The sequence below is a fragment of the Streptomyces sp. NBC_01431 genome (assembly GCF_036231355.1).
GTDB lineage: Bacteria > Actinomycetota > Actinomycetes > Streptomycetales > Streptomycetaceae > Streptomyces.
The window spans coordinates 4,399,720-4,423,342 of record NZ_CP109496.1 but is presented as its reverse complement, the minus strand read 5'-3'; the positions used below and the strand labels follow the sequence as shown (position 1 = coordinate 4,423,342).

Annotated in this window: 24 protein-coding genes; 11 read left to right on the top strand and 13 right to left on the bottom strand. The window is 70.1% G+C overall.

The window, feature by feature from the left end; genetic code table 11:
• The first annotated feature begins 193 nt into the window (after positions 1-193).
• Positions 194-1,039, top strand: a complete 846-nt coding sequence (locus OG522_RS20400; protein ID WP_329464424.1) for a helix-turn-helix transcriptional regulator — start codon at positions 194-196, stop codon at positions 1,037-1,039.
• 12 nt (positions 1,040-1,051) lie between these two features.
• On the opposite strand, the gene OG522_RS20395 is transcribed toward OG522_RS20400, so the two are convergent.
• From OG522_RS20395 to OG522_RS20385, 3 genes are all read right to left on the bottom strand, one after another.
• Complete coding sequence (locus tag OG522_RS20395; RefSeq protein WP_329464423.1) at positions 1,052-1,711, bottom strand: DUF5063 domain-containing protein; 660 nt, start codon at positions 1,709-1,711, stop codon at positions 1,052-1,054.
• Between the two features lie 32 nt (positions 1,712-1,743).
• A complete protein-coding gene (gene recR / locus OG522_RS20390; RefSeq protein ID WP_329464422.1) occupies positions 1,744-2,343 on the bottom strand; it encodes a recombination mediator RecR in 600 nt (199 codons plus the stop codon).
• A 106-nt stretch (positions 2,344-2,449) separates the two neighbouring features.
• Positions 2,450-2,785, bottom strand: coding sequence for a YbaB/EbfC family nucleoid-associated protein (locus tag OG522_RS20385; RefSeq protein WP_329464421.1), 336 nt, complete (start codon positions 2,783-2,785; stop codon positions 2,450-2,452).
• A gap of 244 nt (positions 2,786-3,029) precedes the next feature.
• Between OG522_RS20385 and OG522_RS20380 the strand changes: the two genes are divergently transcribed.
• Entirely contained in the window at positions 3,030-3,773 is a 744-nt protein-coding gene (locus OG522_RS20380; RefSeq protein ID WP_329464420.1) for an SLATT domain-containing protein, read from the top strand.
• A 56-nt stretch (positions 3,774-3,829) separates the two neighbouring features.
• Here OG522_RS20380 and OG522_RS20375 read toward each other — a convergent pair whose 3' ends face one another.
• The 4 genes from OG522_RS20375 to OG522_RS20360 form a co-directional block, all read right to left on the bottom strand.
• Positions 3,830-4,480, bottom strand: a complete 651-nt coding sequence (locus tag OG522_RS20375) for a hypothetical protein (RefSeq protein WP_329464419.1) — start codon at positions 4,478-4,480, stop codon at positions 3,830-3,832.
• A 211-nt stretch (positions 4,481-4,691) separates the two neighbouring features.
• A complete protein-coding gene (locus OG522_RS20370; RefSeq protein WP_443074719.1) occupies positions 4,692-7,124 on the bottom strand; it encodes a dolichyl-phosphate beta-glucosyltransferase in 2,433 nt (810 codons plus the stop codon).
• Positions 7,100-7,771, bottom strand: coding sequence for a GntR family transcriptional regulator (locus OG522_RS20365; protein WP_329464416.1), 672 nt, complete (start codon positions 7,769-7,771; stop codon positions 7,100-7,102). The genes OG522_RS20370 and OG522_RS20365 overlap by 25 nt, the downstream gene beginning before the upstream one ends.
• Positions 7,772-7,862: 91 nt before the next feature.
• Positions 7,863-9,224 carry an aspartate aminotransferase family protein gene (locus OG522_RS20360; protein WP_329464415.1) on the bottom strand — a complete coding sequence of 454 codons (1,362 nt, stop codon included), beginning with the start codon at positions 9,222-9,224 and terminating at the stop codon, positions 7,863-7,865.
• A gap of 276 nt (positions 9,225-9,500) precedes the next feature.
• On the opposite strand from OG522_RS20360, the gene OG522_RS20355 reads away from it, so the two are divergent.
• Positions 9,501-11,084, top strand: a complete 1,584-nt coding sequence (locus tag OG522_RS20355) for a serine/threonine-protein kinase (RefSeq protein ID WP_329464414.1) — start codon at positions 9,501-9,503, stop codon at positions 11,082-11,084.
• On the opposite strand, the gene OG522_RS20350 is transcribed toward OG522_RS20355, so the two are convergent.
• Positions 11,066-11,485, bottom strand: a complete 420-nt coding sequence (locus tag OG522_RS20350; RefSeq protein WP_329464413.1) for a hypothetical protein — start codon at positions 11,483-11,485, stop codon at positions 11,066-11,068. The genes OG522_RS20355 and OG522_RS20350 overlap by 19 nt on opposite strands.
• 155 nt (positions 11,486-11,640) lie before the next feature.
• On the opposite strand from OG522_RS20350, the gene OG522_RS20345 reads away from it, so the two are divergent.
• Positions 11,641-12,477: a helix-turn-helix domain-containing protein gene (locus OG522_RS20345; protein WP_329467654.1), complete on the top strand. Its 837-nt coding sequence runs from the start codon at positions 11,641-11,643 to the stop codon at positions 12,475-12,477.
• Entirely contained in the window at positions 12,474-12,782 is a 309-nt protein-coding gene (locus OG522_RS20340; protein ID WP_329464411.1) for a DUF397 domain-containing protein, read from the top strand. The genes OG522_RS20345 and OG522_RS20340 overlap by 4 nt, the downstream gene beginning before the upstream one ends.
• On the opposite strand, the gene OG522_RS20335 is transcribed toward OG522_RS20340, so the two are convergent.
• Genes OG522_RS20335 through OG522_RS20320 form a run of 4 tightly spaced genes read right to left on the bottom strand, consistent with a single transcriptional unit; the run spans position 12,775 to position 16,244 of the window.
• Complete coding sequence (locus OG522_RS20335) at positions 12,775-13,785, bottom strand: ROK family protein (protein WP_329464410.1); 1,011 nt, start codon at positions 13,783-13,785, stop codon at positions 12,775-12,777. The two genes, OG522_RS20340 and OG522_RS20335, sit on opposite strands and share 8 nt — an antisense overlap.
• A gap of 20 nt (positions 13,786-13,805) precedes the next feature.
• Complete coding sequence (locus OG522_RS20330; protein ID WP_329464409.1) at positions 13,806-14,861, bottom strand: ROK family protein; 1,056 nt, start codon at positions 14,859-14,861, stop codon at positions 13,806-13,808.
• A 38-nt stretch (positions 14,862-14,899) separates the two neighbouring features.
• Positions 14,900-15,652: a hypothetical protein gene (locus OG522_RS20325; protein ID WP_329464408.1), complete on the bottom strand. Its 753-nt coding sequence runs from the start codon at positions 15,650-15,652 to the stop codon at positions 14,900-14,902.
• The gene (locus OG522_RS20320; RefSeq protein WP_329464407.1) at positions 15,636-16,244 is read right to left on the bottom strand and encodes an RNA polymerase sigma factor; all 609 of its coding nucleotides are present in this window, start codon (positions 16,242-16,244) and stop codon (positions 15,636-15,638) included. Before OG522_RS20320 ends, OG522_RS20325 begins: the two co-directional genes overlap by 17 nt.
• 474 nt (positions 16,245-16,718) lie before the next feature.
• On the opposite strand from OG522_RS20320, the gene OG522_RS20315 reads away from it, so the two are divergent.
• The 6 genes from OG522_RS20315 to OG522_RS20290 all read left to right on the top strand — a co-directional run bounded on the left by OG522_RS20315 (position 16,719) and on the right by OG522_RS20290 (position 22,360).
• Complete coding sequence (locus tag OG522_RS20315) at positions 16,719-17,054, top strand: hypothetical protein (protein ID WP_329464406.1); 336 nt, start codon at positions 16,719-16,721, stop codon at positions 17,052-17,054.
• An 18-nt stretch (positions 17,055-17,072) separates the two neighbouring features.
• A complete protein-coding gene (locus OG522_RS20310) occupies positions 17,073-17,384 on the top strand; it encodes a pore-forming ESAT-6 family protein (RefSeq protein ID WP_329460909.1) in 312 nt (103 codons plus the stop codon).
• Positions 17,385-17,430: 46 nt separating this feature from the next.
• Positions 17,431-17,877 (top strand): DUF6507 family protein, encoded by a 447-nt coding sequence (locus tag OG522_RS20305; protein WP_329464405.1) that lies wholly within the window; start codon positions 17,431-17,433, stop codon positions 17,875-17,877.
• Positions 17,874-20,456 carry a hypothetical protein gene (locus tag OG522_RS20300; RefSeq protein WP_329464404.1) on the top strand — a complete coding sequence of 861 codons (2,583 nt, stop codon included), beginning with the start codon at positions 17,874-17,876 and terminating at the stop codon, positions 20,454-20,456. Before OG522_RS20305 ends, OG522_RS20300 begins: the two co-directional genes overlap by 4 nt.
• A 12-nt stretch (positions 20,457-20,468) precedes the next feature.
• The gene (locus tag OG522_RS20295) at positions 20,469-21,335 is read left to right on the top strand and encodes an immunity 49 family protein (RefSeq protein WP_329464403.1); all 867 of its coding nucleotides are present in this window, start codon (positions 20,469-20,471) and stop codon (positions 21,333-21,335) included.
• Between the two features lie 158 nt (positions 21,336-21,493).
• Positions 21,494-22,360 (top strand): immunity 49 family protein, encoded by an 867-nt coding sequence (locus tag OG522_RS20290; RefSeq protein ID WP_329464402.1) that lies wholly within the window; start codon positions 21,494-21,496, stop codon positions 22,358-22,360.
• Between the two features lie 13 nt (positions 22,361-22,373).
• Here OG522_RS20290 and OG522_RS20285 read toward each other — a convergent pair whose 3' ends face one another.
• The gene (locus OG522_RS20285; RefSeq protein ID WP_329464401.1) at positions 22,374-23,132 is read right to left on the bottom strand and encodes a bestrophin-like domain; all 759 of its coding nucleotides are present in this window, start codon (positions 23,130-23,132) and stop codon (positions 22,374-22,376) included.
• Between the last annotated feature and the right edge of the window lie 491 nt (positions 23,133-23,623).

Below are 23,623 nucleotides of genomic sequence, written 5' to 3'. Positions count from 1 at the left end.
ACCATCGACCGACCGGACACTCCCCGTCTTTGTACGGACGCGACACCATCCGGAAGTAACGGGTCCTTTGCCATGAGAGGTGCGATTGAGCCATCAAACGCCTTGATTGGCGCGGGAGTTCGTTGCGGGAGAGGGGGCGCCGCGAGCACCATCTCGGCGTCCGGCGACAGAAGGGCTTCGTGAAGGGGTTGCCATGGGTGCACCGCCGCTCCGCTACAGACCGCCGGGGCCCGGCCTCGCGCCACACGTCCACGGCTACTTCGGCTACCACTACCCCCCGCACAGCCCGCAGCGCCGGCTGGTCTTCCCGGACACGGCGTGCACCGTCGTCTTCGGGTTCGACGTACCGGTGCAGATCGTGGGACTCGTCGAGCCGGTGCGGACGGTGAGCTGCCGCTCGCGGGCCGATCTGCCGTTCACCACCGCCCTGTTGGGCCACCACGACGGCGGTGTACGGGGCGTCGCGGTGCGGCTGTCGCCGATGGGCGCCTACCGGTTGTTCGGCATCCCGATGTACGAGTGGGACCTGCCGCATCTGGACCCGGTGCACCTGCTGCCGCCCGCCCTGCGCCACCTCCCGGAGCGGCTGGAGGCGACGGCCGACTGGCCGCAGCAGTGCCGGCTCCTGGACGAGTACCTCGCACGGCTGCACGGCGCCGGCCTCCGCCCGCGCATCGCGCCCGAAGTCGCCTGCGCCTGGCGGGAGTTGGAGCTGCGCCGGGGCCGGGTGACGGTAGGCGACCTGGCCGCCGCCACGCATTGCAGCGTGCGTCAGCTGGAGCGGCGCTTTCGCGAACAGGTGGGGCGCTCACCCGGTGCGATCGCCCGCATCCTGCGGTTCAGGGCGGCGCTGCGGCTGCGCGAGAGCGGACTGCCGCCGTGCCTGGTCGCGCAGCGCTGCGGCTTCCACGACCAGGCCCACTACAACCACGTCTTCAAGGCGACGACCGGTCTCACCCCGACCCAGATGCCGGCCGTCCCGATGAACTGGTCCACCCGGGCCGCACGCCCCAACTCCCCGGCGTGGGAAGCCACTTGAAGTGAACCCCGGCTACTTCGCCTCGCGCAGACCCAGCGGGCCCGCGAGTTCCTCGGCCATGACGCGGCCCGCCTCCTCCGCCAGGGCGTCCTCCGCCAGATCCTGGTCGGTGTCGAGGCCGTCCAGCTCCTCCAGGGGCTGGTTGAGGCGGACGTGGGCGACCAGGGACTGGAGGGCGCGCAGGGCCGCGGAGGCCGTCGAGCCCCAGTTGGAGAAGTACGAGAACTGCCACCACCACAGGGCCTCGGTGGTGCGGCCCGCGCGGTAGTGGGCCAGGCCGTGGCGCAGGTCGGTGACGACATCGGCGAGGTCGTCGGAGATCCGGCACGGCACCGGCGCCTTGCGCGGCTCGTACGGGTCGAAGACCTCGGAGTACACGTCGATGGGTTCCAGCAGCCGGGCGAACCGCTCGCGCAGCTCGTCCACGTCCGCTTCCGGGCCGAGGTCCGGCTCGTAACGCTCGTCGGGGACGATGTCCTCGTGCGCGCCGAGCCGGCCGCCCGCGAGCAGCAGCTGGGAGACCTCCAGGAGGAGGAACGGCACCGCGCTGTCGGGCTCGTCGCCCTTGGCCACTTCCGTGACCGCGACGATGAAGGACTCGACCTGGTCGGCGATCTGGACCACGAAGGAGTCCGGGTCCTGGCTGGTCGCGTGCAGCGTTGCGTCAGACATCGAGTTGACCTTCCTCGTACCCCTCGTGGGCGTCATACATCGAGCAGCCGCCTTCCCTCGAAGGCCCGGCCCAGGGTGACCTCGTCGGCGTACTCCAGGTCGCCGCCCACCGGCAGTCCGCTGGCGAGACGGGTGACCTTGAGGCCCATGGGCTTGATCATGCGGGCGAGGTACGTCGCCGTGGCCTCCCCCTCCAGGTTGGGGTCGGTGGCCAGGATCAGCTCGGTGACCGTGCCGTCCGCCAGGCGCGCGAGCAGCTCGCGGATGCGCAGGTCGTCCGGGCCGACGCCCTCGATCGGGCTGATGGCGCCGCCGAGCACGTGGTAACGCCCGCGGAACTCGCGGGTCCGCTCGATGGCCACCACGTCCTTGGGCTCCTCCACGACACAGATGACCGTCTCGTCGCGGCGCGGGTCGCGGCAGATGTTGCACCGCTCCTCCTGCGCCACGTTGCCGCACACCGCGCAGAACCGGACCTTGTCCTTGACCTCAAGGAGGGCATGGGCGAGACGGCGTACGTCGGTCGGCTCCGCCTGGAGGATGTGGAAGGCGATCCGCTGCGCGCTCTTGGGACCGACGCCGGGCAGCCTGCCCAGTTCGTCGATGAGGTCCTGGACCACGCCTTCGTACAACGGAACGCCTCTCGTGGGTCGCGCTGGTGCTCTGATGCTTACGGTAGTTGCTTCACGTCCGCCTGAGTAAGGCGGGCGCGGGTTCTGATTACGTGCCGGGTACGGGTCAGAACGGCAGGCCCGGCATGCCGCCCATGCCCTGGGCCAGCGGGCCGAGCTTCTTCTGCTGGAGCTCCTGGGCGTTCTCGTTGGCGGCCTGCACGGCCGCGACGATGAGGTCCGCGAGGGTCTCGGTGTCCTCCGGGTCGACCGCCTTCGGGTCGATGGCGAGGGCGCGCAGCTCGCCCGAGCCGGTCACGGTCGCCTTGACCAGACCGCCGCCGGCCTGGCCGTCGACCTCGGTCGCCGCGAGCTCCTCCTGGGCGCGGGCGAGGTCCTGCTGCATCTTCTGGGCCTGCTGGAGAAGCTGCTGCATGTTGGGCTGGCCACCACCAGGGATCACGTTTCACTCCGGGTTTCGTCAGGAAGGCTTCGGCAAACGCTGCCGCTTTCGGCACTCCGAGCCTACGTGGTCGACCGGCCCGCTGCTCCGCGACTCTTTCGAGTGACGCGATGTGCGTTCCTATACCTGATCAAGGGGCACTTCCGGGCGGAAATACCTGGATATCGACCGCCCGGCCCTCCATTCGGCGGTAGGAATGGCAGGTCACAGAGGGTCACAGCAGCAGCGCGGAGGGAGCGGCCGGGTGAGCCAGCCGGAGATGCAGCCCGAGGGCCCCCCGGGGGAGGCCCGGCCCGGCGGGGGCAAGGAGACCGGTGACCTGACCGGCAGGCCGTTCCCGCGCGGCGACTGGGGCGAGCCCGCCGAGCGCCTCGACGAGCTGTACCGGTGGGTCGAGGCGGGGGCGCTGCGCACCGCGGACTGGTACCTCGCCGACCGGCTCTGGAAGCGCCGCGGCGCGCGTGGCCTGCGGGCCGGCACGGCGTGCGGGGCGGTCGCGGGGGCGGTGCTGCCGCTCCTGGACCTGACGGGCGCCCTGGAGGGCGCGGCGGGGTGGGGCTACCTGTGTCTGCTGCTCGGCGGGGCGTGCATGGCCTGCGACCGCTACTTCGGCCTGACCTCGGGCTGGATAAGGGACGTGGCCACCGCGCAGGCCGTGCAGCGGCGGCTCGGCGCGTTGCAGTTCGACTGGGCGTCGGAGAGCGTACGAGAGGTGCTCGGGCCCACCGAGGGCACGGCGGGCGAGGCGGCCGAGCGCTGCCTGTCGGTGCTGCGCCGGTTCACCGAGGACGTGACCGAACTGGTCCGCTCGGAGACCGCGGACTGGATGGTGGAGTTCCGCTCGGGTCCGGCGCCGCTGGTCATGCAGAGCCTGAACGCGGCGGCTCCGCGGACGGACGGGGCCCCTGGGCCCGGTCGCCTGCCCCTGCCGCCGGCGACCCGGCCGAACATGCCGCGCCAGCGGCCGCCGGAGGGGCCTCGGGGGTAGCGCCCTCGGGGGCCTCAGGAGTCAGACCCTCAAGTACCGCGAGTACCTCGGGTCCCTCAGCTGAAGATGATCATTGATCCCTGGGCCAGACTCCGGGTCGCCGCCGCGTGCAGGCCCAGCCACACGTGCCGCTCGCGCGCGAACGGGCTCTCGTCGTACGGGATGGGTCCGGCCGGTTCTTCGAGCGAGGTGGGCCGGTCCGGGGGCGCGGGTGCGGTCGGCGGATTGGCGGGATCTATCCCGATCGCGGGCGCCACGTACGCCAGCTCCCGCAGCAGGCCCTGCGCCGAGCCGAGCGGGCCGCCGCCCGCGAGGAGCTCCTCGTTGGACAGCGGTGCCTGGAAGTCGACCGGGACGTAGGCCCCCGCGTGGTCGTAGTGCCACACCAGGTGCGACTGCTGCGCGGTCGCCTCGAACATCTCCAGCAACTGCTCGTAGTCGCCGCCGAGTTCATCGACGGGGGTCACCGCGAGCCCGCACAGCAGGAGCAGGTAGGCCCGGCGCAGGAAGTGCAGGGCGTCGTAGTCGAACCCCGCGACGGGCGCGACGTCGCCGGAGAGACCCGGCATGTACGCGAAGACCGGCACCGGCGGCAGACCGGCGTCGCCGAGCGCCTTGTCGTACGAGGCGATCTCCTCGGCGAACGGGTTGTCGGGGCTGTGGCACAGGACGTCGACGAGGGGGACCAGCCACAGGTCACAGGCCAAAGCGGGCTCGCTCTCAACTCGTTCGTGCGATGGTCGGGACAGCGTAATGCGCTGGGTACTCTGCGCGAAGAGCGCCGGTCAACTGCCGGTACGGGGTGACCGATTCCCCTGCTGTTCCAGCCCCGGGGGTTTACCCAGCCGCTCGCCCGTTACTCGGCGCTGGGCGCCCGCGGGGGAGGACCGGGGAAGCCGCAGCCGGCCGACACGGAGGTCACATCTGCCAGATCCAGACGTCGTCCACCTTCTCGCCCGGCCGTCCGAGCAGTCGGCTCACCGCCTCGTACAGTTCGGGCGCCCTCGGCTGCGGGGGCAGGACCACGACCCCCGCCCGCCAGTAGTCCAGGTCCTGCCGCGCCTGGTTCTGCCAGTCCGTGCCGATGTCCGGGACCGGTTTGCCCGAGCGGATGTCGCCGAACAGGTTCGACGTCCAGCGCGGGGAGGCTCCGTAGATGCCGACGCGGTCCGGGCCCCAGGGGCCGTTGAAGTAGCCGCCGGGCACGGAGAAGCCGAGGCCCGTCGACGACTGCCAGTGCAGCGCCTCCGCCGAGCCGGGATCCGGCAGCGGCACCGGGACCAGCGACTTCCCGGGCTTCACGTACTTCTTCCACATCCCGGAGGAGATGAAATGCGGCACCTCCGGGCGCCCGTTCGTCGGGAACGACGTCGGGACGATCGGGATCAGCGCGAGCGCGATCGCCGCGAAGCCGACCGCCTTGTTCGCCCGCACCCCGCTGCGCGCGAGCCGCCCCGCGCCGAGCGCGACCAGTGCGCCAAGGGCCGGCGCGCAGATCATCGCCACCCGGCCCTCGATCACCGACTCGAAGAGCGGGCGGTGGGCGAGCAGCTTCCAGGGCCCGGGGAAGACCACGTCCGTGTACGGGATGCGGATCTTCTGGCCGAGGGAGAGGATCGCGGCCGCCGCGCCCGTGAACGCCAGCGCCTTCACCAGCGGCTCGCGCCACAGGCGTACGACCAGGGCGAAGGCGAGCGCCACCAGCGGCCAGCCGTAGAACGCGTTCTGCTCCGTGCGGTTCAGGGCCAGTTTGTCGGCCGTCGCGTCGTCGCCCAGCAGCGAACGGCTCGCGAACTCGACCAGCGCGAGCGGTGAGTTGCCCGCGCTGTCGCCGTGCAGCACGCTGTGATAGCTCTGCGCGCCGGCGAACTGCCAGTACAGCGGGTAGGCGATCAGGACCAGGCAGATCCCGAGCGCGTACCCGAGACCCTTCGCCAGCGGACGCAGAGCGGCACGCGCCGCATCGCGACGGGCCAGCGCGTACGACAGCGCGAACAGCGCCATGCCGAGCGAGGCGAGCAGCAGCACTTCCTCGCCGAGGAAGATCTGGTACGTCGTGAACAGGCCCAGGACCAGCCCGTCGCGGCGGACGTTCGCGCCCTCGCACACGCGCAGCGCGCGGTCGATGATCAGCGGGATCATGAACAGGACGCAGAAGTTCGGGTGCGCGTTGCCGTGCGAGATCATCGGCGGCGCGAAGGCCGCGAGCGCGCCGCCCAGGCCCGCCGCCCACCGGTTCTCGGTGACCCGGCGGGCGAACAGCCAGTACCAGGAGTACGCCGTCGCCGCGATGCCCAGCGTGAGGACCAGCGCCCACGTCACCGTCGGCCCGAAGGCCAGCGTGACGGGCGTGAACGGGACGGACAGGCCCAGCATCGGGGTGTTGCCCATGAGGTTCACGCCGTCGGGGAAGTTCTGGACGGTGGTGAACAGCGGGTCGCGCAGATGGGCCACGTTGTCCGCGGTGACCGCGAAGAACCACTCCCACTGGTTCTGGTCCTGAAGGGAGTCGGCGAGGTAGCCGTGCCGGAGGTCGGCCCACAGGTTCTTGTAGAGCAGGACGGAGGAGAGCAGGAACAGCGTGCCGAGGACGAGGTCCACGCGCCGGACGGCCCGCGCCTTGAGGCGGGCCAGCTCCCACAACACCTTGCCGTAGTCCGCCGCGCCGACCTTCGAGCCCTCCTGATGCGACCAGCGCACCGGCACCTCGGCGATCTCCCAGCTCTTGCGGCGGAAGAACTGGAGGATCTCGACGTCTATGCCCCAGCCGTCGAGACGGGCGTCCGCGAACGCCGCGCGCGCCTTCTCGCCGTCGAACAGCTTGAACCCGCACTGGGTGTCGCGGATGCCGGGCACGGCGACGGCCCTGATGAGCCGGTTGCCCATCCGGCCGAGGAGTTCGCGCAGCCGGCTCTGGTGGACTTCGATGTTCGCGTCGGGGTGGGCGCGCGAGCCGATCGCGGCGGCCGTCTCGCCCTCGGTCATCGCCTTGGCGAGCTGGTCCAACTCCTCGATGGGGGTGGCCAGATCGGCGTCCGTGAGCAGGACGCGGCGCCCGTAGGAGGCGAGCACCCCGAGCCGCAGGGCGTGCCCCTTGCCGCGGTTGGTCTCGCTGACGACGACGTTGATGCGCGGGTCGCGGGCGGCTGCCTCGCGGGCGACCCGGACGGTCTCGTCGGCCGATCCGTCGTCGACGACTATGAGTTCCCAGCTACAGCTGTCGCCGAGGTGGGTGCGTATGGCTTCGAGGGTGGGCGCCAGGCGCTGTTCCTCGTTGTAGGCGGGGACGACGACGCTCAGTTCGACCTGTCCGGCCACATCTATGTTCACCGGGGAAGCCGCTCCGCCCATGCGAGGGAATCGTCGTTGTAGGCGTTGATCAGGGCGCGGGCCAGCTCGAAGTCGCCCCGGCCGAGCGCGTCGACCACCTCGTCGTGGCCGGTCCACAGCCAGTCGCTGAGCTCGGCGTGGTCGCGCAGGTAGGGCACGGCGAACACCCAGCTCTGCATGCGAAGGCGGTGCAGGAAGTCGGAGATGTACGTGTTCCCGGCCAGCGCGCACAGCTCCCGCCAGAACCGCAGGTCGTAGCCGACCAGGATGTTCAGGTCACGGCCGCGGGCGGCCCGCGCGGCCTCCTCGCCGCGGCGGCGTACGGACACGAGGGCCGGCCCGTACGGTTCGAGCGAGCCGGGGACCGCGGCGCGGCGGAAGATCCCGTCGACCACCAGCGCCCGCGCCTCGACCATCCCCTTGTAGTCCCCGACCGAGAACACCCGCACGCGGAAGCCGCGGTGCTGGTCGGAGTCGAGCAGGCCCTGCGCGCAGAGGTCGACCAGCGCCTCCCGCACGGGCGTCGCGGAGACGCCGTACTGCTCCGCTATCTGCTTGACCGTGAATTCCACCCCGGGCTGCATACGCCCTGCGAGTACTTCGTCACGCAGCGCGTCCGCGATCTGTTGCCGAAGAGTGCTGCGGGTGACCGCTCCGCTCGCGGGCATGGCTCGCTCCCCTCCTCGGGCTCCGGGCCACCCTATGGGGTGCCCGGAAACCGGACAAAGGAGAGCGCCCATTTCCCCCCGGCGGAGGTGGTCAGACGGTGTGCTCGTCCGCGACGGTGAGCGCCTCGTCCAGGACCGCGAGGCCTTCCTTGGCCTCCGCCTCGGTGATGTTGCACGGCGGCACGACGTGGGTGCGGTTCATGTTGATGAACGGCCACAGGCCGTTCTTCTTGCACGCGGCGCCGAACGCGGCCATCGGCGCGTTGTCCGCGCCGCTCGCGTTGTACGGGACGAGCGGCTCGCGCGTCTCCTTGCTGCGTACGAGCTCCAGGGCCCAGAACACGCCGCTGCCGCGCACCTCGCCGACCGAGGGGTGCCGCTCGGCGATCTCGCGCAGGCCCGGCTCCAGGACGGTCGCGCCGATGCGGGCGGCCTGCTCGACGATGCCCTCCTCCTCCATCACGTTGATGGTGGCGACGGCCGCGGCACAGGCCAGCGGGTGCCCGGAGTAGGTGAGGCCGCCGGGGAAGGGGCGGTGCTCGAAGGTCTCGGCGATCTTCTGGCTGATCGCGACACCGCCGAGCGGCACGTACCCGGAGTTCACGCCCTTCGCGAAGGTCATCAGGTCGGGCACCACGTCGAAGTGCTCGCACGCGAACCACTTGCCGGTACGGCCGAACCCGGCCATGACCTCGTCCAGGATGAGGACGATCCCGTACCGGTCGCAGATCTCGCGCACGCCGGGGAGGTAGCCGGGCGGCGGCGTCATGATGCCCGCGGTGCCGGGCACGGACTCCAGGATGATCGCGGCGATGGTGGCAGGGCCCTCGAAGGCGATGGTGTCCTCAAGGTGCTTCAGCGCACGCGCGCTCTCCTCCGCCTCGGTGGTGGCGTGGAAGGGCGAGCGGTACAGGAACGGCGCCCAGAACCGCACGACCCCCGCCGAGCCGCTGTCGGAGGCCCAGCGGCGCGGGTCACCGGTGAGGTTGATCGCGGTGTTCGTACCGCCGTGGTACGAGCGGTAGGCGCTCATCACCTTGTGGCGACCGGTGTGCAGGCGGGCCATGCGGGTGGCGTTCTCGACGGCTTCCGCGCCGCCGTTGGTGAAGAAGATCTTGTCGAGGTCGCCGGGGGTGCGCTCGGCGATCAGCCGGGCCGCCTCCGAGCGGGCCTCGACGGCGAACGCGGGCGCGAAGGTCGTCATCTTCGCGGCCTGCTCCTGGATCGCGGCGACGACCTTGGGGTGCTGGTAGCCGATGTTGGTGAAGACGAGGCCGCTGGTGAAGTCGAGATAGCGGTTGCCGTCGTAGTCCCAGAAATAGGACCCCTCCGCGCCGGCCACGGCGAGCGGGTCGATCAGTCCCTGGGCGGACCAGGAGTGGAACACGTGCGCACGGTCGGCGGCCTTCACAGCCGCGCCCGCCTGCGGATCAGGGGTGCCTTGAGGGGTCATGCCCCCAGGGTAAGGAGCCCCAGGCGGCACCAGCCATGGCCACCCTGTCCACGTTGACCCGCAGGGCTCGGCAAGGTGTCGGCCCATCCCCCCGGCACCTAAGCCCCGGACACCTAAGGGGCGCGGGAACCCCAAGGCCCGGATACCCAAGGGGGCGCGGGGAACTGCGCGACCAGCCACATACGGCCCGCACGCACCGACACACACCCCCCGTCAGGAAACCCGCACTATTCTCGGCGTGCGGGGGCGGCAGGGATCGGGGAAGGTACGGCCGACGTGGGCATATCGGGGACGTTGGGGCCGGGGGATCCGGAGCGGATCGGAAGCTACCGGCTGCTCGCCCGGCTCGGCGCCGGCGGCATGGGCCAGGTGTATCTGGCACGCTCGGACCGCGGGCGTACGGTCGCCGTCAAGCTGGTGCGGCCCGAACTCGCCAACCAGGACCACTTCCGCGGCCGCTTCCGCCAGGAAGTACTGGCCGCGCGGCGGGTGGCCGACCGATGGACCGCGCCCGTGCTCGACGCCGACACCGAGGCACCCGTGCCGTGGGTGGCGACCGGTTACGTCGCGGGTCCCTCCCTCCAGTCCGTCGTGACGGGCCCGCACGGCCCGCTGCCCGAACGTTCCGTACGGGCCCTGGCACGCGGCCTCGCGCACGCGCTCAAGGACATCCACGGCGCCGGGATCGTGCACCGCGACCTCAAGCCGTCCAACGTCCTCCTCACCATCGACGGCCCCCGCGTCATCGACTTCGGCATCGCCCGCGCCCTGGAGACCGTCACCGACGGCGGTCTGACGCACGCCGGCTCGCTCGTCGGCTCGCCCGGGTTCATGGCACCGGAGCAGGTGCGCGGCGACCCGATCACCCCGGCCTGCGACATCTTCTGCCTCGGCTCGGTCCTGGCGTACGCGGCGAGCGGCAGCATGCCTTTCGGGGAGCCGACGAACGGGGTGCACGCGCTGATGTTCCGCATCGCGCAGGAACCGCCCGACCTCGACGGCGTACCCGAAGGGCTCCAGGAGCTGATCGGGGACTGCCTCCACAAGGACCCGGCGGCCCGCCCGAGCCCGGAGCGCATCCTGCGACGCGTCCCGGACGACGCCGACGACCCGTGGCTGCCCGCGCCGCTGGTGGCCGAACTGGGCAGCCACGCCGTGCAGTTGCTCGACATGGAGATACCCCCGGCATCCGTCCCGGAGCGCCCGGAACCGGCCCCCGCGCCCGTCCCCACCCAGCCGTCCACGCCGCCGCTCACCCGGCCGACCACGCCGCCCGCCCATCCGCCCCGGGGGTACGACCCGTACGCCCCGGAGGCCCCGCCGCAGCGCAGCGCGAAGTCCACGGCGGCGCTGATCGCGGTGGCGATCGTGGTCGCCGCCGTCGCGGGCGGCTCGGTGTACGCGTACATGAGCAGCGGCGCCACCGGCACCACGGGTGACCGGGGAGTCAGTCCCCCAGCCACCAACTCCCCATCCCACTCAAGGAGTTCGGGCAGCCCGGACGACATGTCCCCCGCCACGCCCGGCGGAGTACCGCAGCCGTACGTCGGCTCCTGGTCGGCCACCATCGCGGGCGGCAACACCCGCAGCCTCGTCATCCGGCCGGGCGGAGTCGGCGACACGGTGCTCACGCTCACCGCCGACGGCAGCGGCTACCACTGCGTCTTCCGGGCACGCCTGACCGAGGCACCCGCGTCGGCCGGCGCCCCGCTCCAGCTCGGCCCCTCCGAGGTCGGCCCCGGCTCGACCGGCGCGTGCAACCCCGGAAAGCCCAGCACCGTCACACTGCTGCCGGACGGCCGACTGCACCGCCAGACCGTGGGCACTGGCGAGTTCCTCGACTACACGAAGGGCCACTGACCGAGCAGGGTCACCACCGACCGCAGCAGCAGGGTGTGCACGAACCGGTCCGGCCCGGACGGTACGGACCGCCACAACAGCGGCCAGGTGTGCCCGGTCAGCCCCGGGACCGGCACATAACTCACGCTGTTCGACGCCGAGTTGAACGGTGTGACCCCGACGGGCCAGACCCGGTGCGAGGTGCTGCCCGGCGCGACGAGGAAGTACACCGCCCGCTGCCCGTTCGCCTCCACGACGATCGGCCCCGGATCGCCCCCGGTCAACCGCTCCAGCGCCTCGGCCGTGCGCAGCCCGCCGTCACCGTCGATGCGTACGGCGTCGAATTGCACGCCCGCTTTTCTGAGTTGGAACCCGGAGCGCGGAATCCAGTCCAGGTTTACGTCGCCGATTTGCGTATCCACGGGGACAGTTTGGGTCCGTCCCGCTAGCGTTTTCCATGGCCTCAGAGGGACCGTCGGGGAGCCGTTGACCAGCCCCAACTCCCTTGATGAGGAGTCGAATTCGGCGGGGCTGAGTTGAGACCGGTTGAGACCGGTTGAGTCGGAGCGTGATCGCAATGGCACGAGCGGAAAACAAAGTGACGGCGGGCCCGACGGCCCAGATGGTGGCCAATCTGGCCCGCAAATTGCGCGTACGGAAGGGGTGGACGCAGGAGCAATTGGGGAAGCAGCTGGGATTCTCCGGTGCCGCTGTGAGCGCCATGGAGACCCTGGCCCAGCCCGCATCGGACGACATGCTGGTTCAGCTGGAGCGGGTCCTCGGCGACGGCATGGGCATCTTCGAGGATGCCCGGGTGCCAGTACGCCTGGAGAAGTTCCCGGTGCAGTTCCAGGACTACGCCCTGCTGGAGCAGCAGGCGTTGGTGATGCGGCCGTACGTGACCTTCGTCATCCATGGCCTATTCCAGACCGAGGAGTACGCACGGGCGCTGATCGGCGGCGGCTACCCGCCCTTTCCTGAGCAGCGCGTCGAGGAACTGGTGGAGGCGCGGATGGCACGCAAAGTGCTCTTCGACCGGAACCCGATCGCACTGATCGAGATTGTGCTGGAGGAGTCGGTACTGAGGAGGGTGATCGGCGGGCCGGAGGTCATGCGTGGACAGATGCTGCACCTCGCAGAATGTGCGCGTAGGCGTAACGTGACGCTCCAAGTACTGCCGATGGACTGCGGGTTGAGTGGTGAACATTCAGGTGATCGAGGCACGATGAACCTAGTGGAGACCCTGGAGCACGATCGTCTCGCCTTCCTGGAGGTGCAAGGCGAAAGCCTGCTGATCACCGACCCTCCAAAGGTGAGTACGCTCGCCCAGCGCTATGCGAAGATCCAGGCACAAGCCCTGGATCCTCGCACTTCACTGGGCCTCATCGAGGAGTTGGCGGGAGAGCAGAGATGAGCAGCATGCTCCAGTGGTTCAAGTCCAGCTACAGCGACAGCGGAGGCGGTGACTGTGTGGAAGTGGCTCTCGCCTGGCGCAAGTCCTCGTACAGCAACGCAAGCGGCGGGGAGTGCATAGAGGTGGCCCTCCCCTGGCAGAAGTCCTCCTACAGCAGCGACAGCGGCGGCCAGTGCGTAGAGGTGGCCGCCTGCCCCCAAGCCGTCCACGTGCGGGACTCGAAGGTGGCCGATGGGCCCTCCCTCGCTGTCGATCCCCGCGCGTGGACGGCGTTCCTCGGGTGGGAGTCGGCGTCGGTCAGGTGAGGGCGGCGCTGCTGCCGCACAGCGCGTTTTCCTCGTAGGCGTCGAGCGCCAGCAGCGCCGCGCCGATCCAGCCCGCGCCCGGCCCGAGCAAACTGGGCCTGATGGACGGGAGTTGGCGGTGGCCCCGGGCGGTGACGTAGTGCTCGAAGCTGCGCCGGGTCGGGGCCAGAAGGGCGTCACCGGCGTCCGCGACGCCGCCGCCGACCACCACCAGCTCGACGTCGAAGAGGTTGACCAGCGTCGCGATGCCGATGCCGAGCCAGTGGCCCAGGTGCGCCAACTGGGCTCGGGCAGTGGGGTCTCCGGAGCTGGCGGCCGTCGAGACGGTTTCGCCGGTCACCCGGGACGCGCCACCCGCGAGGGTGGCGAGCAGGCCCTGCGGCTCGGTGGCGGCGGCCGACCTGCCGTACCGGCCGAGCGCGGGGCCCGACGCGAGGGGTTCGAGACAGCCGACGATGCCGCAGCCGCAGCGCTGCCGGCCGTGTGGATCGACGATCATGTGGCCGAGCTCGGTGCCGATGCCGGTGCGTCCGCGAAAGAGCCGGTCGTCCAGGACGAGCCCGCCGCCGACCCCCGTACCGACGGTCACGAACGCCATGTACGAGGCACTGTTGCCCATGCGGTACTCCGCCCAGCACGCCGCGTTGGCGTCGTTGTCGACCACCGTTGGCAGGCCGGTGGAATCTTCAAGCAGGTGGCGGAAGGGCAGGTCGTGGTAGGCGTTGTTGGGGGCGGTGCGGATGCGGCCCTCGGGCCAGCTGACCAGACCGGCCGCCCCGACACCGAGGGCGACCACGCCCGGGTGGCGGTCGCGCAGCCCGTCGATGAGCCGGGAGGCGGCCCGCAGCACGGCCTCCTGGTCGTCCGCCGGGCACGGCACCTGCGGTACGCGTTCCAGGACGTGCCCCTTGGCGTCCACTACTCCGGCAGCGATCTTCGTTCCTCCGACATCGAGACCGATGGAGCGCGCGGCGCGCTCGTGAGGGGTGGCAGAAGAGCCCATGCGGTGTGCTCCTAGCGGGATCAGCGAGGTTGGAGCTGGATGCCCAGGCAGTTCTCCAGCGCGATCAGGGCAGCGCCCTGCGCACCTCGTACGACATCCAGCGGCTTGGTGACGATGTGACAGTTGCGACTGATCTGAAAGGTGTGGTCGGGGAAGTTCCGCAGCGCGCGCAGGAAGGCGTTGGCCGCGCGGCGGCCCGGACCGCCGGTGATGAGGTCCTCGGCGGCGTAGATGACGATCTGGCTCGGCCCGAAAGTGGTGAGCAGGGTGGCGATGCCCCGGGCCAGTGAGACCCCGGCCTTGCGGAAGGCGGCGGTCGCCTCGGAGGCCTGGGCGGTGCCGCCGTCGGCGAGCGCTATGGCGGCCTCCAGACCGTCCAGCTCCCGCCCGGTGCGCTCCTTGACGACCGCCGGAATCGCACGGTTGCCGAGCTGGCTCTCGATGCAGCCGCGCATCCCGCAGTCGCAGGCCCTCCCGCGCGGCCACACCTGGTAGTGCCCGAACTCGATTGGCACCGCGAGCCGTTCACGGCGTACGACCACTCCCGCGCCCACGCCGTCACGGATCAGGATGACGGCGAACGTCGGGCAATCGGCGCCCACCCCGAGCCGCTGCTCGTACGCGGCGAAGGCGTGCGCGTCGTTCTCCACCGCGGTCTTGCAGCCGAACGCGGCCGCAAGCTCGGGGCCGAGCGGGAAGTCCACCCATTCATAGGGGGGCGGACGGTCCTTGCCCCGGTCGTCGGGGGCGTTCAGGAGGTGCAGGACCATCCCGGTGTCCGGATCGACGGGACCGCCGACCTGCACGCCGAGACAGAGCCTGCTCCTCGGGAACCCGCAGCCCAGCCGGTCCGAGGCGACCTGCGCCGCCAGTTCCGCCGCGTGCTTGACGACCTCGTCCGGGTCCATGTCGGTCAGGTCCCGGCGCGAACGTGCCACCACTCTTCCGTCGATCTCGGACAGGACCGCGACCAGCTTGTAGGGCTGGATCTCGATTCCGATCGCGAAGTGTCCGTAGTCGAGTTCGTGACTGCGGCGGAGTATCTGCCGCACCTTGGCATCGTCGTTCGCGTTCATGTGTCACCTTGCGCGGGGCGGTGGTGGTGCGGACTCTGTCAGGTCATGGCCGTCGGATCGACGGCCTCGGGGTAGTTCTGAGCGGCGGCCCGGATGGCGATCGGGGTGAGCGTGATGACCTCCTCGGTCTGGCCCGGCCAGTCCTCCTCGCGAGCCACCCGGCGCAGGGTGTCCGTACGGCCGGGCGCCACGCAGCCGTACAGCGCCTGCACGATCTCCACCTCGTCCGTGTCCTCGAACTCGTCGTACGGAATGTGCTCCCCCATGAGCCGGCGGCTGCGCTGGGCGTACGGCAGGTGGCGTACGCACTCCGTCAGGAACTCCGCCCTCGGCTCGGCCCCGGCGGCCGCAGGCTCCGGCATGCGGTCCGGGCGCAGGGCCCGGTCCCGGAAACTGTTGACGGCGCGGGCGACGGTCTCCACGGCGAGCGGATCGATGTCGTCCCGGCGAACTCCCGTTGTGTGAGCGCGAGTTGCTGTCGCTATGGCGGTCAGCCAGAGCCGTACGACGTGGTAGCCGTACGCCGCCCATTCCTCTCGGGAGGCCAACTCGTGGGGGCTGGGTGGCGGAGGCGGCATCTGGTGGGTGCCGTGGGCCGCCTCCTTGATGCGGCCTAGGCGGTGTTCCAGCTCGTCGTCGGTGATCCTGGCGTCGACCTCGGCGTCGACGCCGCGCAGGAAGCGTTCGAAGGCCGGGTGCAGCCGGCGCAGCTGAAGGGCCGCCTCCCCCGGTGTGGGGGCCTGCGGGTGGGGCCGGCTCGTCACGAGACCCTTCTCATCCCTGCTGGGCATGCGGACCTCCTTCTTGGGAGTGGGTTTCGGGAACGGGGTTGGTTGTGGGGTGGATGGTGGGGTTGATGGCGGGTGTGGCTTGGGGTTTGGTCTCGGGGTGGGGCGGGAGTTCCAGGTGGGTCTCCAGGGCGCTGCGCAGGGCGGCGCGGGCATGGCGCAGGTTGCTTCGCACGGTCCCGGACTTCAGGTCCAGGAGCTCGGCGATCTCGTCCGTGCCGTAGCCGTCCAGGGCGAGGGCGAGTACTTCGCGCTGCCGGGGCGGGAGTTCGCGCAGGATCTTCAGCACCTGGGCGTACTCGTCCGGATGGGTGGATTGGTGGTGCGGCGCGGGTGCGAGGCGGGCGTTCAGGGACTCCAGTGCGACGCGCTTGCGGTCGCGTTCGGCCTTCCTGATGTACGCACGCCAAGCGGTGGTGCGGACCCATCCGACGGGGTGCTCGCAGCCCGGCCACTTGTGCAGCAGTGCCTTCATGGCTTCCTGCGCGGAGTCCTCGGCCTCTTCGAAAGAGGCACCGGTCCGCATGAGGTAGCGGACGGTCTTTGGGAACTCTGCGCGGAAGAAGTCGTCGTAGTCCACCAGACCGGGGCTCACGGCCACCTCCTTGATGGTTGGTCACCTATAGGGGGCGGCGGGGGTGGGATCCGTGCAATGCGCTGCGCGGCGGGGTGGAATTTTTTTGCTCGGGTCAATTGGGGGGTGCGCGGAGGGGGTTGACGCAGAGCCCTCCCTGCCCTCGGGGGTCGCCCCCCCGGGCCGGGGTTGATCGTCGGGTGCGGGGCGTCTCTGGCTGGTCGCGCAGTTCCCCGCGCCCCTTTTGGGGCTGGGCACCCTGCACCCCTCGGGGATTCGCCCCGGGCGCGGGTTGATCGTCGGGTGCGGGGCGTCTCCGGCTGGTCGCGCAGTTCCCCGCGCCCCTTCAGGGCTGGGCACCCCAGCTAAGGGGCCTGCTACCAAACTGGGACAGAAGCAGATTGCGTCCGCAACACACGTTCGATAGACATGATCTCGCCACGCGCTTCAAGCCTGGCGATTCGTATTGGCCGTGTCTGTTACGGGGGTGTGTGCGTGAAGTTCGACATGGGGTCCACGACTCTGTCCGATCTGGGGAAGAGCACCGATGGGTCGAGTACTGATCTCGGCGCGTTGATCCGGCAGTTGATCGCTGCGGCGGATCCGCTGGAGGGGAAGTTCAACGGCGCGGGTAAGTCCGCGTTCGACACGTTCAAGGCGCACGCGGATGAGATCACCAATGACCTGAACGGGTCGTTGCAGGACATTCTGGGCGGGCAGTCCGGGATGGACTCCGCGTTCGGGTCTGGTGATCACGAGCAGGAGTCCAACGCGCATCAGAACATGTCGTCGGCGAACTTCGACGCGGCTCGTTTCGGCGCGCGTCACTAACTACAGGGGGCAGGGATCATGGGTCAGAACCAGGACCGGCGTAGTTACGACACGGGGGCTTCGACCGAGGTCCAGGGTGGTCTCGCGGGGATCATCGGGCATCTTGAGCGCGTTCTCAACGACCGTGACCGCGCGGTGAAGGCCGCGATGGCCGAGTTCACCGCCGACGGTGTTTCGGACGAGTACCACGGCAAGGAACTGCGCTGGAACAAGGCCGCGAACGAGGTCCGCGACATCATCCGGCTGGTGCGCGGGACGCTGGAGCTCAATGACGGCACGGCGCATTCGACGCTGTCCAAGGCGAAGGCCGCCGTCGACGCGATCGGCTGAACTGGGCGCAGTTGTAGGGCAGTTGTGGTGTGCGTGACGGGGGTGTGTGGTGGGTAGCTGGGATGTTTCGCCGGCGGGTGTGTCGGGTGTGCTGCAAAAGACGGCGCATGCGGCTGAGGCGATGTCGACGGCCGGGACGGGTATGCAGACCAGTCTGAAGTCGGCGGCTTCCTCGGCGGGGACGATTTCGGGGCCGTACTGCGGTACGGCTCCTCCGATCGGGCCGGTCGGTGCGGCGCTGGGTGAGTTCATGGAGCACAAGGCGCAGGAGCTCGGTTACATCGCGGTGCGGACGGGGCGTTCGATGCAGGGCGCCTTCGATGCCACCACCGCCTACATTCACGGTGATCTCCAGATGGCCGCGAACAAGCAGGCGCAGGCCGTCAAGGAGCCCGTCATCAATGACAAGGGCCAGGAGATCGGGCCCGACGGCAAGCCCGTGCCCGCTCCCCCCGCCGACAAGAATGCTGACGCGTCGGGGGCGGGCCAGTGAGCAAGGATGTGATCGAGCCCGGCGGGATCCCGATGTTCACCGGGAACCTGGAGCAGCTGGGCAAGGACGCGGCCGCGCTGACGAAGCAGGCCGGTGAGTTCCGTACCGGTGGGTCCGATGTCCACCAAGAGTTCCAGGGCCTGTCGGCGTGCTATCACGCCCCGGAGGCGGACCAGTTGTTCGCCACGACGCTGGCCGTGAAGACGAAGGCGGACGATTTCGCCGACGGGCTGGAGAAGGCGGCCGCCGCGCTGACCGCGTACGAGAGTGACGTGCGGCCGCTGGTGGAGAAGCTGAAGAGCCTGCGGGCGGAGGCGTTCACCTTCACCGACAGCATCGAGGGCGATGACCACTGGCGGCGCGACCAGAAGAAGGTCGACCACAACGAGCGGCTGATGAACGATGTCGCCGCCGCGATCGCCGCGTTCACCGCCGCCGAGCGCACCTGCCACGACAAGATCACCGCGCTGGTCGGCGGAAGCAAACTGACCGTCGATGACGGCAGCCACAAAGACGGCATGTACGGGTACTCCGAGGACGCCCTCAAACACGCCGAGGAAACCCCCTGGGGCGGCCACGCCGAACGCGAGTACACCGGCCTCGCCTGGGCCTGGCACCAGGTGAAGAGCTTCGTGTGGGACGGGTTCATCGTCGACGGGATCTGGGGCACGGTCAAAGGCCTCGGCACCCTCGTCGGTGTCGACGGCTGGGACAAGGCCGGTCAGGCCTGGACCGGGCTCGCGAAACTCGCCACCGGCCTCGTCATCACCTCCACCCCGCTGGCCGGGGTGTTCTGGACCGTCCCCGACAAGAACATGCCCTCCTGGCTCCGTGACTCGCGTACCGCGATGAAGGAGACCGGCAAAGCCCTCGTCGCCTGGGACGAATGGGGCAAGAACCCCGCCCGCGCGGCCGGATCGGTCACCTTCAACGTCCTGACCACCGTCTTCACCGGCGGCAGCGGCACCGCCGCCAAAACCGGCGCCGTCGCCAAGGTCCTCTCCGTCACCGGCAAGGTCGCCAAGGTCGTCGACCCCATGACCTACGTCGCCAAGGCCGGGAAATTCGGCATCATCAAAGTCGGCGACCTCTTCGGCAACCTCAAGAACATCACCTTCGGCGCATCCAAAACCGCCCTCCCCGGCCTCGGCCACCTCGACAACATCTCCTTCGCCGACGACACCCCCGTCATCAAGGGCAACTACGTCGAATGGCCCGGCGGCAGCCGCCTCAACCTCGACGACGGCAAGGTCTACAAACCCGACGGCACTCTGGCCCCGGCCCACGTCGAGCTCTCCGCCGACGACATCGCCAAGCTCAAGAGCTCCCTGCCGCACGCCGCCGAATCCGTACCGGCCGGGGTCAAGCAGCCGGTGCTGGTCGGCGCGGGCGACCGGGCCGGACACGTCGGCGACCACCCGGCCACCCCGGGCACCCACACCCCCGGCGGCACCGCCCGCGACCTGGGCCACGGCGCGGCCAACGACCTCGACCGGGGTGCGACGGGCGGGAGCCGCGGGGGCGGTCCCTCGACGGGCGACACGGCGGGACACGCGGCGGACGCCGGACACGGCAGCACCCCGGGCCACGGCGGGCACGGGCCCTCCTCCGGCGGCCACGACTCCACCACCGGCGGGCACGGCTCCGGCTCCGGCGGCCACGGCTCCGGCGGCGGGCACGACGGCTCGGGCGGCGATGCCGCGCACCCGGACGGGCACCCGAGCGGCCACGAGCCGCGGCAGATCGACGCCGCGGAGCGCAAGCGCCTCATGGACGAGCACGTCCGCAGGGCGAACGAGGACCCGGCCTGGCGCGAGAAGTACTACAACACGCTCGGCCACCGCAAGAGCGTCGAGACGCTCGTGGACGGCGTCGAACTCCCCCAGCTCGTGGAGATGCCGAACGGCAGCTGGGTGCCCCGGCACGCCCTGCCGCACGGCCCGTCCGAGTTCAAGTTCGGCAAGACGGCGCTGAACCTGGACTCGGTCGACCCCCGGCACCTGCCGAACCTCGACGAGGCGGCGAAGCACCGCAAACTCGGTGTCGACCTCACCAATGCCCAGAAGGCATTCGACGAGGCCCCGAGCCCCAAGGCCCAGAAGGACCTTGCCGCGGCGCAGCTCGCTTATGACAAGGATCTCCTCGGAACGCCGAACAACAGCAAACTGTCGGAGAAACTCGGCGAACTCGCGGCCGAACTGCACGTGGTTCCCAAGGAATTCCCGACCGCCGACTGGATCGACCTTCCCAAGACGCCCAACGGTGCCAACATGTTCGACCAGCTCTACAAACTGGACGACAACGGGAAGTACCTCATAGTCGAGGCGAAGGCGCCTTCCGGGGAGCTCGGCTGGCGCAAGGGTTCCGGTACGGCCGCGAACATGATGGTCAAGCAGGGGACCAAGGAATACGTCCACACCATCCTCACGGAGATGTGGAATCGCGGCGGCAAGGACCGGGACATCGCGGACGCCCTCTTCGACGCGCTGGAGGACAACAAGATCGATTACGTCCTGGTGAAGGCGGCCGACAACACGGGCTCCTACGCTGGTGCCGTGATGGAACACTTCAAGATTTAAAGGAGAGCACCAGTGGTCACGAGCGTCCCCCGCCATGACTTTCCCGTCGTGCAGATCAAGGAGGACATGGAGGGGCTCCTGGCGAGCACCAACCGGGTGCTCCAGCGGCTCGAAGGGTCGGAGATGTCCCGGTCCCGGGCCCTGGACAGCGCGCTGACCGTGGCCTACTCGTACTGCGCGACCGACCCCGACGCGGGTCAGTTCGAGACGTGGGAGGCGTGGGTCACCGCGCTCCAGGTCGGGTGCGGGTTGTTCGACGCGGCCGCGGCGGCCGAGGGGCCCGTACCGTGCCGGATCGGGAGCAAGGGCGAGGTGAAGAACCTCCCGGCGACCGGCCCGACGTCCTACACGCACGCCGGGGCCTGGCTCACGACGGTCTACCTCGCGGTCATCTGCCGCGACAACGACCGCCTGGAACGGCTGATGAACGTGCCCGTCTCCCTGCTCCGCGCATCCGGGCAGGTCTTCGACGAATACATGTACTCCTGGGTGGAGACCCTCCAGAGCCTCTTCCACGGCCGCGACGACCTGGGCGACAAGCTCCAGGCCGCCTTCCACGGCACCGATCCCCAACAGGCGACCATCGCCGACCCGGACACGACACTCAAGCTCGTCTATCCGTCCATCAACCTCTTCTACCGCTTCGTGAAGCGGGACGCGGCCGAGTTCAACGAGGCTCTGGGCGAGGCCCTCACCTGGCACAAGCAGTACTGGACCGGCGACGAGGCGCGCTCCCTCACCCGGGACGGCCTGGTCGCCCTCGGCCCGCTGGCCCTCACCTGCATGGCCGCCGACGCCGCGTTCCCCATCGAGGTCGTCTCCGAATACCTGCCCAAGCACCTCGTGAAGCGGTCCTGGGTCGGAGAGTACGAGGCGTGAGCGCTACACCGTGCTGATCAGCTCCTGGAACGGCTGTGCCGACTCCACGCCGGAGCGGCCGAACGGGGCGTCGAAGCTCCACACCAGGAACAGAAGGAAGGCGAAGGATCTCCGCACCGCGGATGAAGCGGTTCGACCTGTCCGTGAGGAACTGAGCCATGACAACGAAGATTTCGCGGCCCGCGTACGACCCGGGCGACGGCTCGGCCGAGCGGCTGGCTCAGATCGACGCCGACACCCTGGCGGAGATCGACGACCTTGGTGAGTATCCGGACAGCTTCGGTCTCACCTTCAGCAAGGCGCTCACCACGGCACGTGTCCACGCCCTCCACGACCCCACCGCGAACGCGGTCGAGTCGTGGGAGGCCTGGGTCGCGGCGATGCAGACCGGCTCCGCGCTGTTCGCGGCGGTCACCGCGCCCGAGGGCAGCACGGTGGAGTGCCTGATCGCGCACAAGCCGCGCACCATCCCCGCCATCCCTCCGGCGCACTTCAGTGACGCCGGCACCTGGCTGGAGGCCTTCTGGCTCGCCGTCATCTGCCGGGACCAGAACCGGATGAACCAACTCGCCGCCGTTCCGGTCGAGTTGCTGCGTGCCTCGGGAGCGGAGTTCGAGGAGTACATCTACCCCTGGGTGGAGGCCGTCCAGGCGTATTGGATGCAGCGCCCCGAGCTCGGCGAGAAGCTGGTCGCCGCGTTCGACGGGACCAGCCCCGACGCGCTGCGGTTCGTGGACCGCGAGCTCATGCTCAAGATCCTCTATCCGCCGCTCAACGTCTTCTACCGCTTCATCACGGGCGACGAGGAGAAGTTCAGCGCGGCGCTCACCCAGGCCGTCGAGCTGCACCACGAGTACTGGACCGCCGACGAGGAGCGGCGCGAGGACCTCGACGGTGCCGTCGCGCTCGCCCCGCTCGCCCTGGCCTGCCTCGCCCACGACGCGGGGATGCCCATCACGGTGGAGTCGGAGTACCTTCCCGAGAACCTCCTCGACCGCAGCTGGGTGGGCGAGTTCCCCACCTGAGCCCGGCCGCGGCCTACACCGTGCTGATCAGCTCCTGGAACGGCTGCGCCGACTCCACGCCGGAGCGGCCGAACGGGGCGTCGAAGCTCCACACCAGGAACAGAAGGAAGACCACCAGCGCGCTGAACACTCCGGCGAGCAGCAACTCCCTTGCCGAGCGCCGGATTTGGAGCATGAAGATCAGGCCGATCGTCACCACCGCCCCGCCGACGAGGCCGAACCACACCACCCCGGGCAGCGTCGAACCGGCGTTGTCGATGCGGGCGTGACGGGCGCTGTCGGCGGCGGCGATCTGGTCCAGCAGCGGCTGGTAGGCCTGGGCCTCCAGCTCGTCGGCGGGCTTGTGCCGGGTGACGTCCGCGCGCACGGTGCCGAGGAGTTCGGCCCCGCGCGGCGCGGGCTCCTCGCCGTTGACCAGCCGGGGCCAGTCGACGGTGACCGTGTGCTGGGCGTACGCGCCGATCTCGCTCCGGATGCGGTCGCGCACGCCGGGCGGGTAGACCTGCGCCCGCTGCTCGACCTCGTACAGCGCCTGCGCCTCGCGGTGCACCGAGTCGTCGGCGGCGTTGCGGGCCTCCCACACCCCGGCGATGGCCAGGCCGAGGACGATCGCGTACACCACGCCGACCATCATCACCATGTACTCGATGACGTCGGGTGTCTCGGACGGGTCCTCCGCGCCTGCCACTCTGCGGTGTCGCAGCACGGTGGCGGTCAGCACGACGGCACAGACGAGCGCGACGGCGAGAGTCAGGACTAGCCATTGCGGCATGGGCGGGCTCCTGAGCGGGATCGGTTCCTGGGGCGGAGGGCTGCGGCCGCCAGTACGGCGGGGGTGGTGACGACGAGCATGAGGGTCATCACCGAAAGGCCGGTGGGGGCGGGGGCCTGGGCGGCGGTGGGGTGGTACGGCTCCGCGTGCGGGGGCGCGTGCACGGCGGGCGGGGCCGCTACCGGCGCCCTGCCGGGTGTGGGCGCGGGCGGTGGGGGCGGTTCCCACTGAGGGGGTTCGCCGTGCCCGCGCTCCCGCACGGTCTCGCGCTCGCTCGGCTTTGAGGGGCCCCCGGGGTTCTGTGGAACCACTGTCCACAGCGGGGGATGAGGGTGGGGATGCGCAGCCGGCGCCGGTGACGGGGCTGGGCAGGTGTCCAGTTGGACTGCCCATGGGCCCACCGCCGCGGCGGCGGCCACGCAGATGAACAGGTCCCGGATGATCACATCTGGAGAAACGATCCCCTCGGCCCGAGGATGCGCCGCAATTCA

Excerpts from the sequence above, each read along its gene's own strand:
- OG522_RS20340 (WP_329464411.1), top strand. The coding sequence starts at position 12,474 with ATGAGCAGCATGCTCCAGTGGTTCAAGTCCAGCTACAGCGACAGCGGA.
- OG522_RS20395 (WP_329464423.1), bottom strand. The coding sequence starts at position 1,711 with ATGTCTGACGCAACGCTGCACGCGACCAGCCAGGACCCGGACTCCTTC.
- OG522_RS20345 (WP_329467654.1), top strand. The coding sequence starts at position 11,641 with ATGGCACGAGCGGAAAACAAAGTGACGGCGGGCCCGACGGCCCAGATG.
- OG522_RS20330 (WP_329464409.1), bottom strand. The coding sequence starts at position 14,861 with ATGAACGCGAACGACGATGCCAAGGTGCGGCAGATACTCCGCCGCAGT.
- OG522_RS20310 (WP_329460909.1), top strand. The coding sequence starts at position 17,073 with ATGGGTCAGAACCAGGACCGGCGTAGTTACGACACGGGGGCTTCGACC.
- OG522_RS20285 (WP_329464401.1), bottom strand. The coding sequence starts at position 23,132 with ATGCCGCAATGGCTAGTCCTGACTCTCGCCGTCGCGCTCGTCTGTGCC.
- OG522_RS20360 (WP_329464415.1), bottom strand. The coding sequence starts at position 9,224 with ATGACCCCTCAAGGCACCCCTGATCCGCAGGCGGGCGCGGCTGTGAAG.
- OG522_RS20335 (WP_329464410.1), bottom strand. The coding sequence starts at position 13,785 with ATGGGCTCTTCTGCCACCCCTCACGAGCGCGCCGCGCGCTCCATCGGT.
- OG522_RS20325 (WP_329464408.1), bottom strand. The coding sequence starts at position 15,652 with ATGCCCAGCAGGGATGAGAAGGGTCTCGTGACGAGCCGGCCCCACCCG.
- OG522_RS20290 (WP_329464402.1), top strand. The coding sequence starts at position 21,494 with ATGACAACGAAGATTTCGCGGCCCGCGTACGACCCGGGCGACGGCTCG.
- OG522_RS20400 (WP_329464424.1), top strand. The coding sequence starts at position 194 with ATGGGTGCACCGCCGCTCCGCTACAGACCGCCGGGGCCCGGCCTCGCG.
- OG522_RS20370 (WP_443074719.1), bottom strand. The coding sequence starts at position 7,124 with ATGGGCGGAGCGGCTTCCCCGGTGAACATAGATGTGGCCGGACAGGTC.
- OG522_RS20365 (WP_329464416.1), bottom strand. The coding sequence starts at position 7,771 with ATGCCCGCGAGCGGAGCGGTCACCCGCAGCACTCTTCGGCAACAGATC.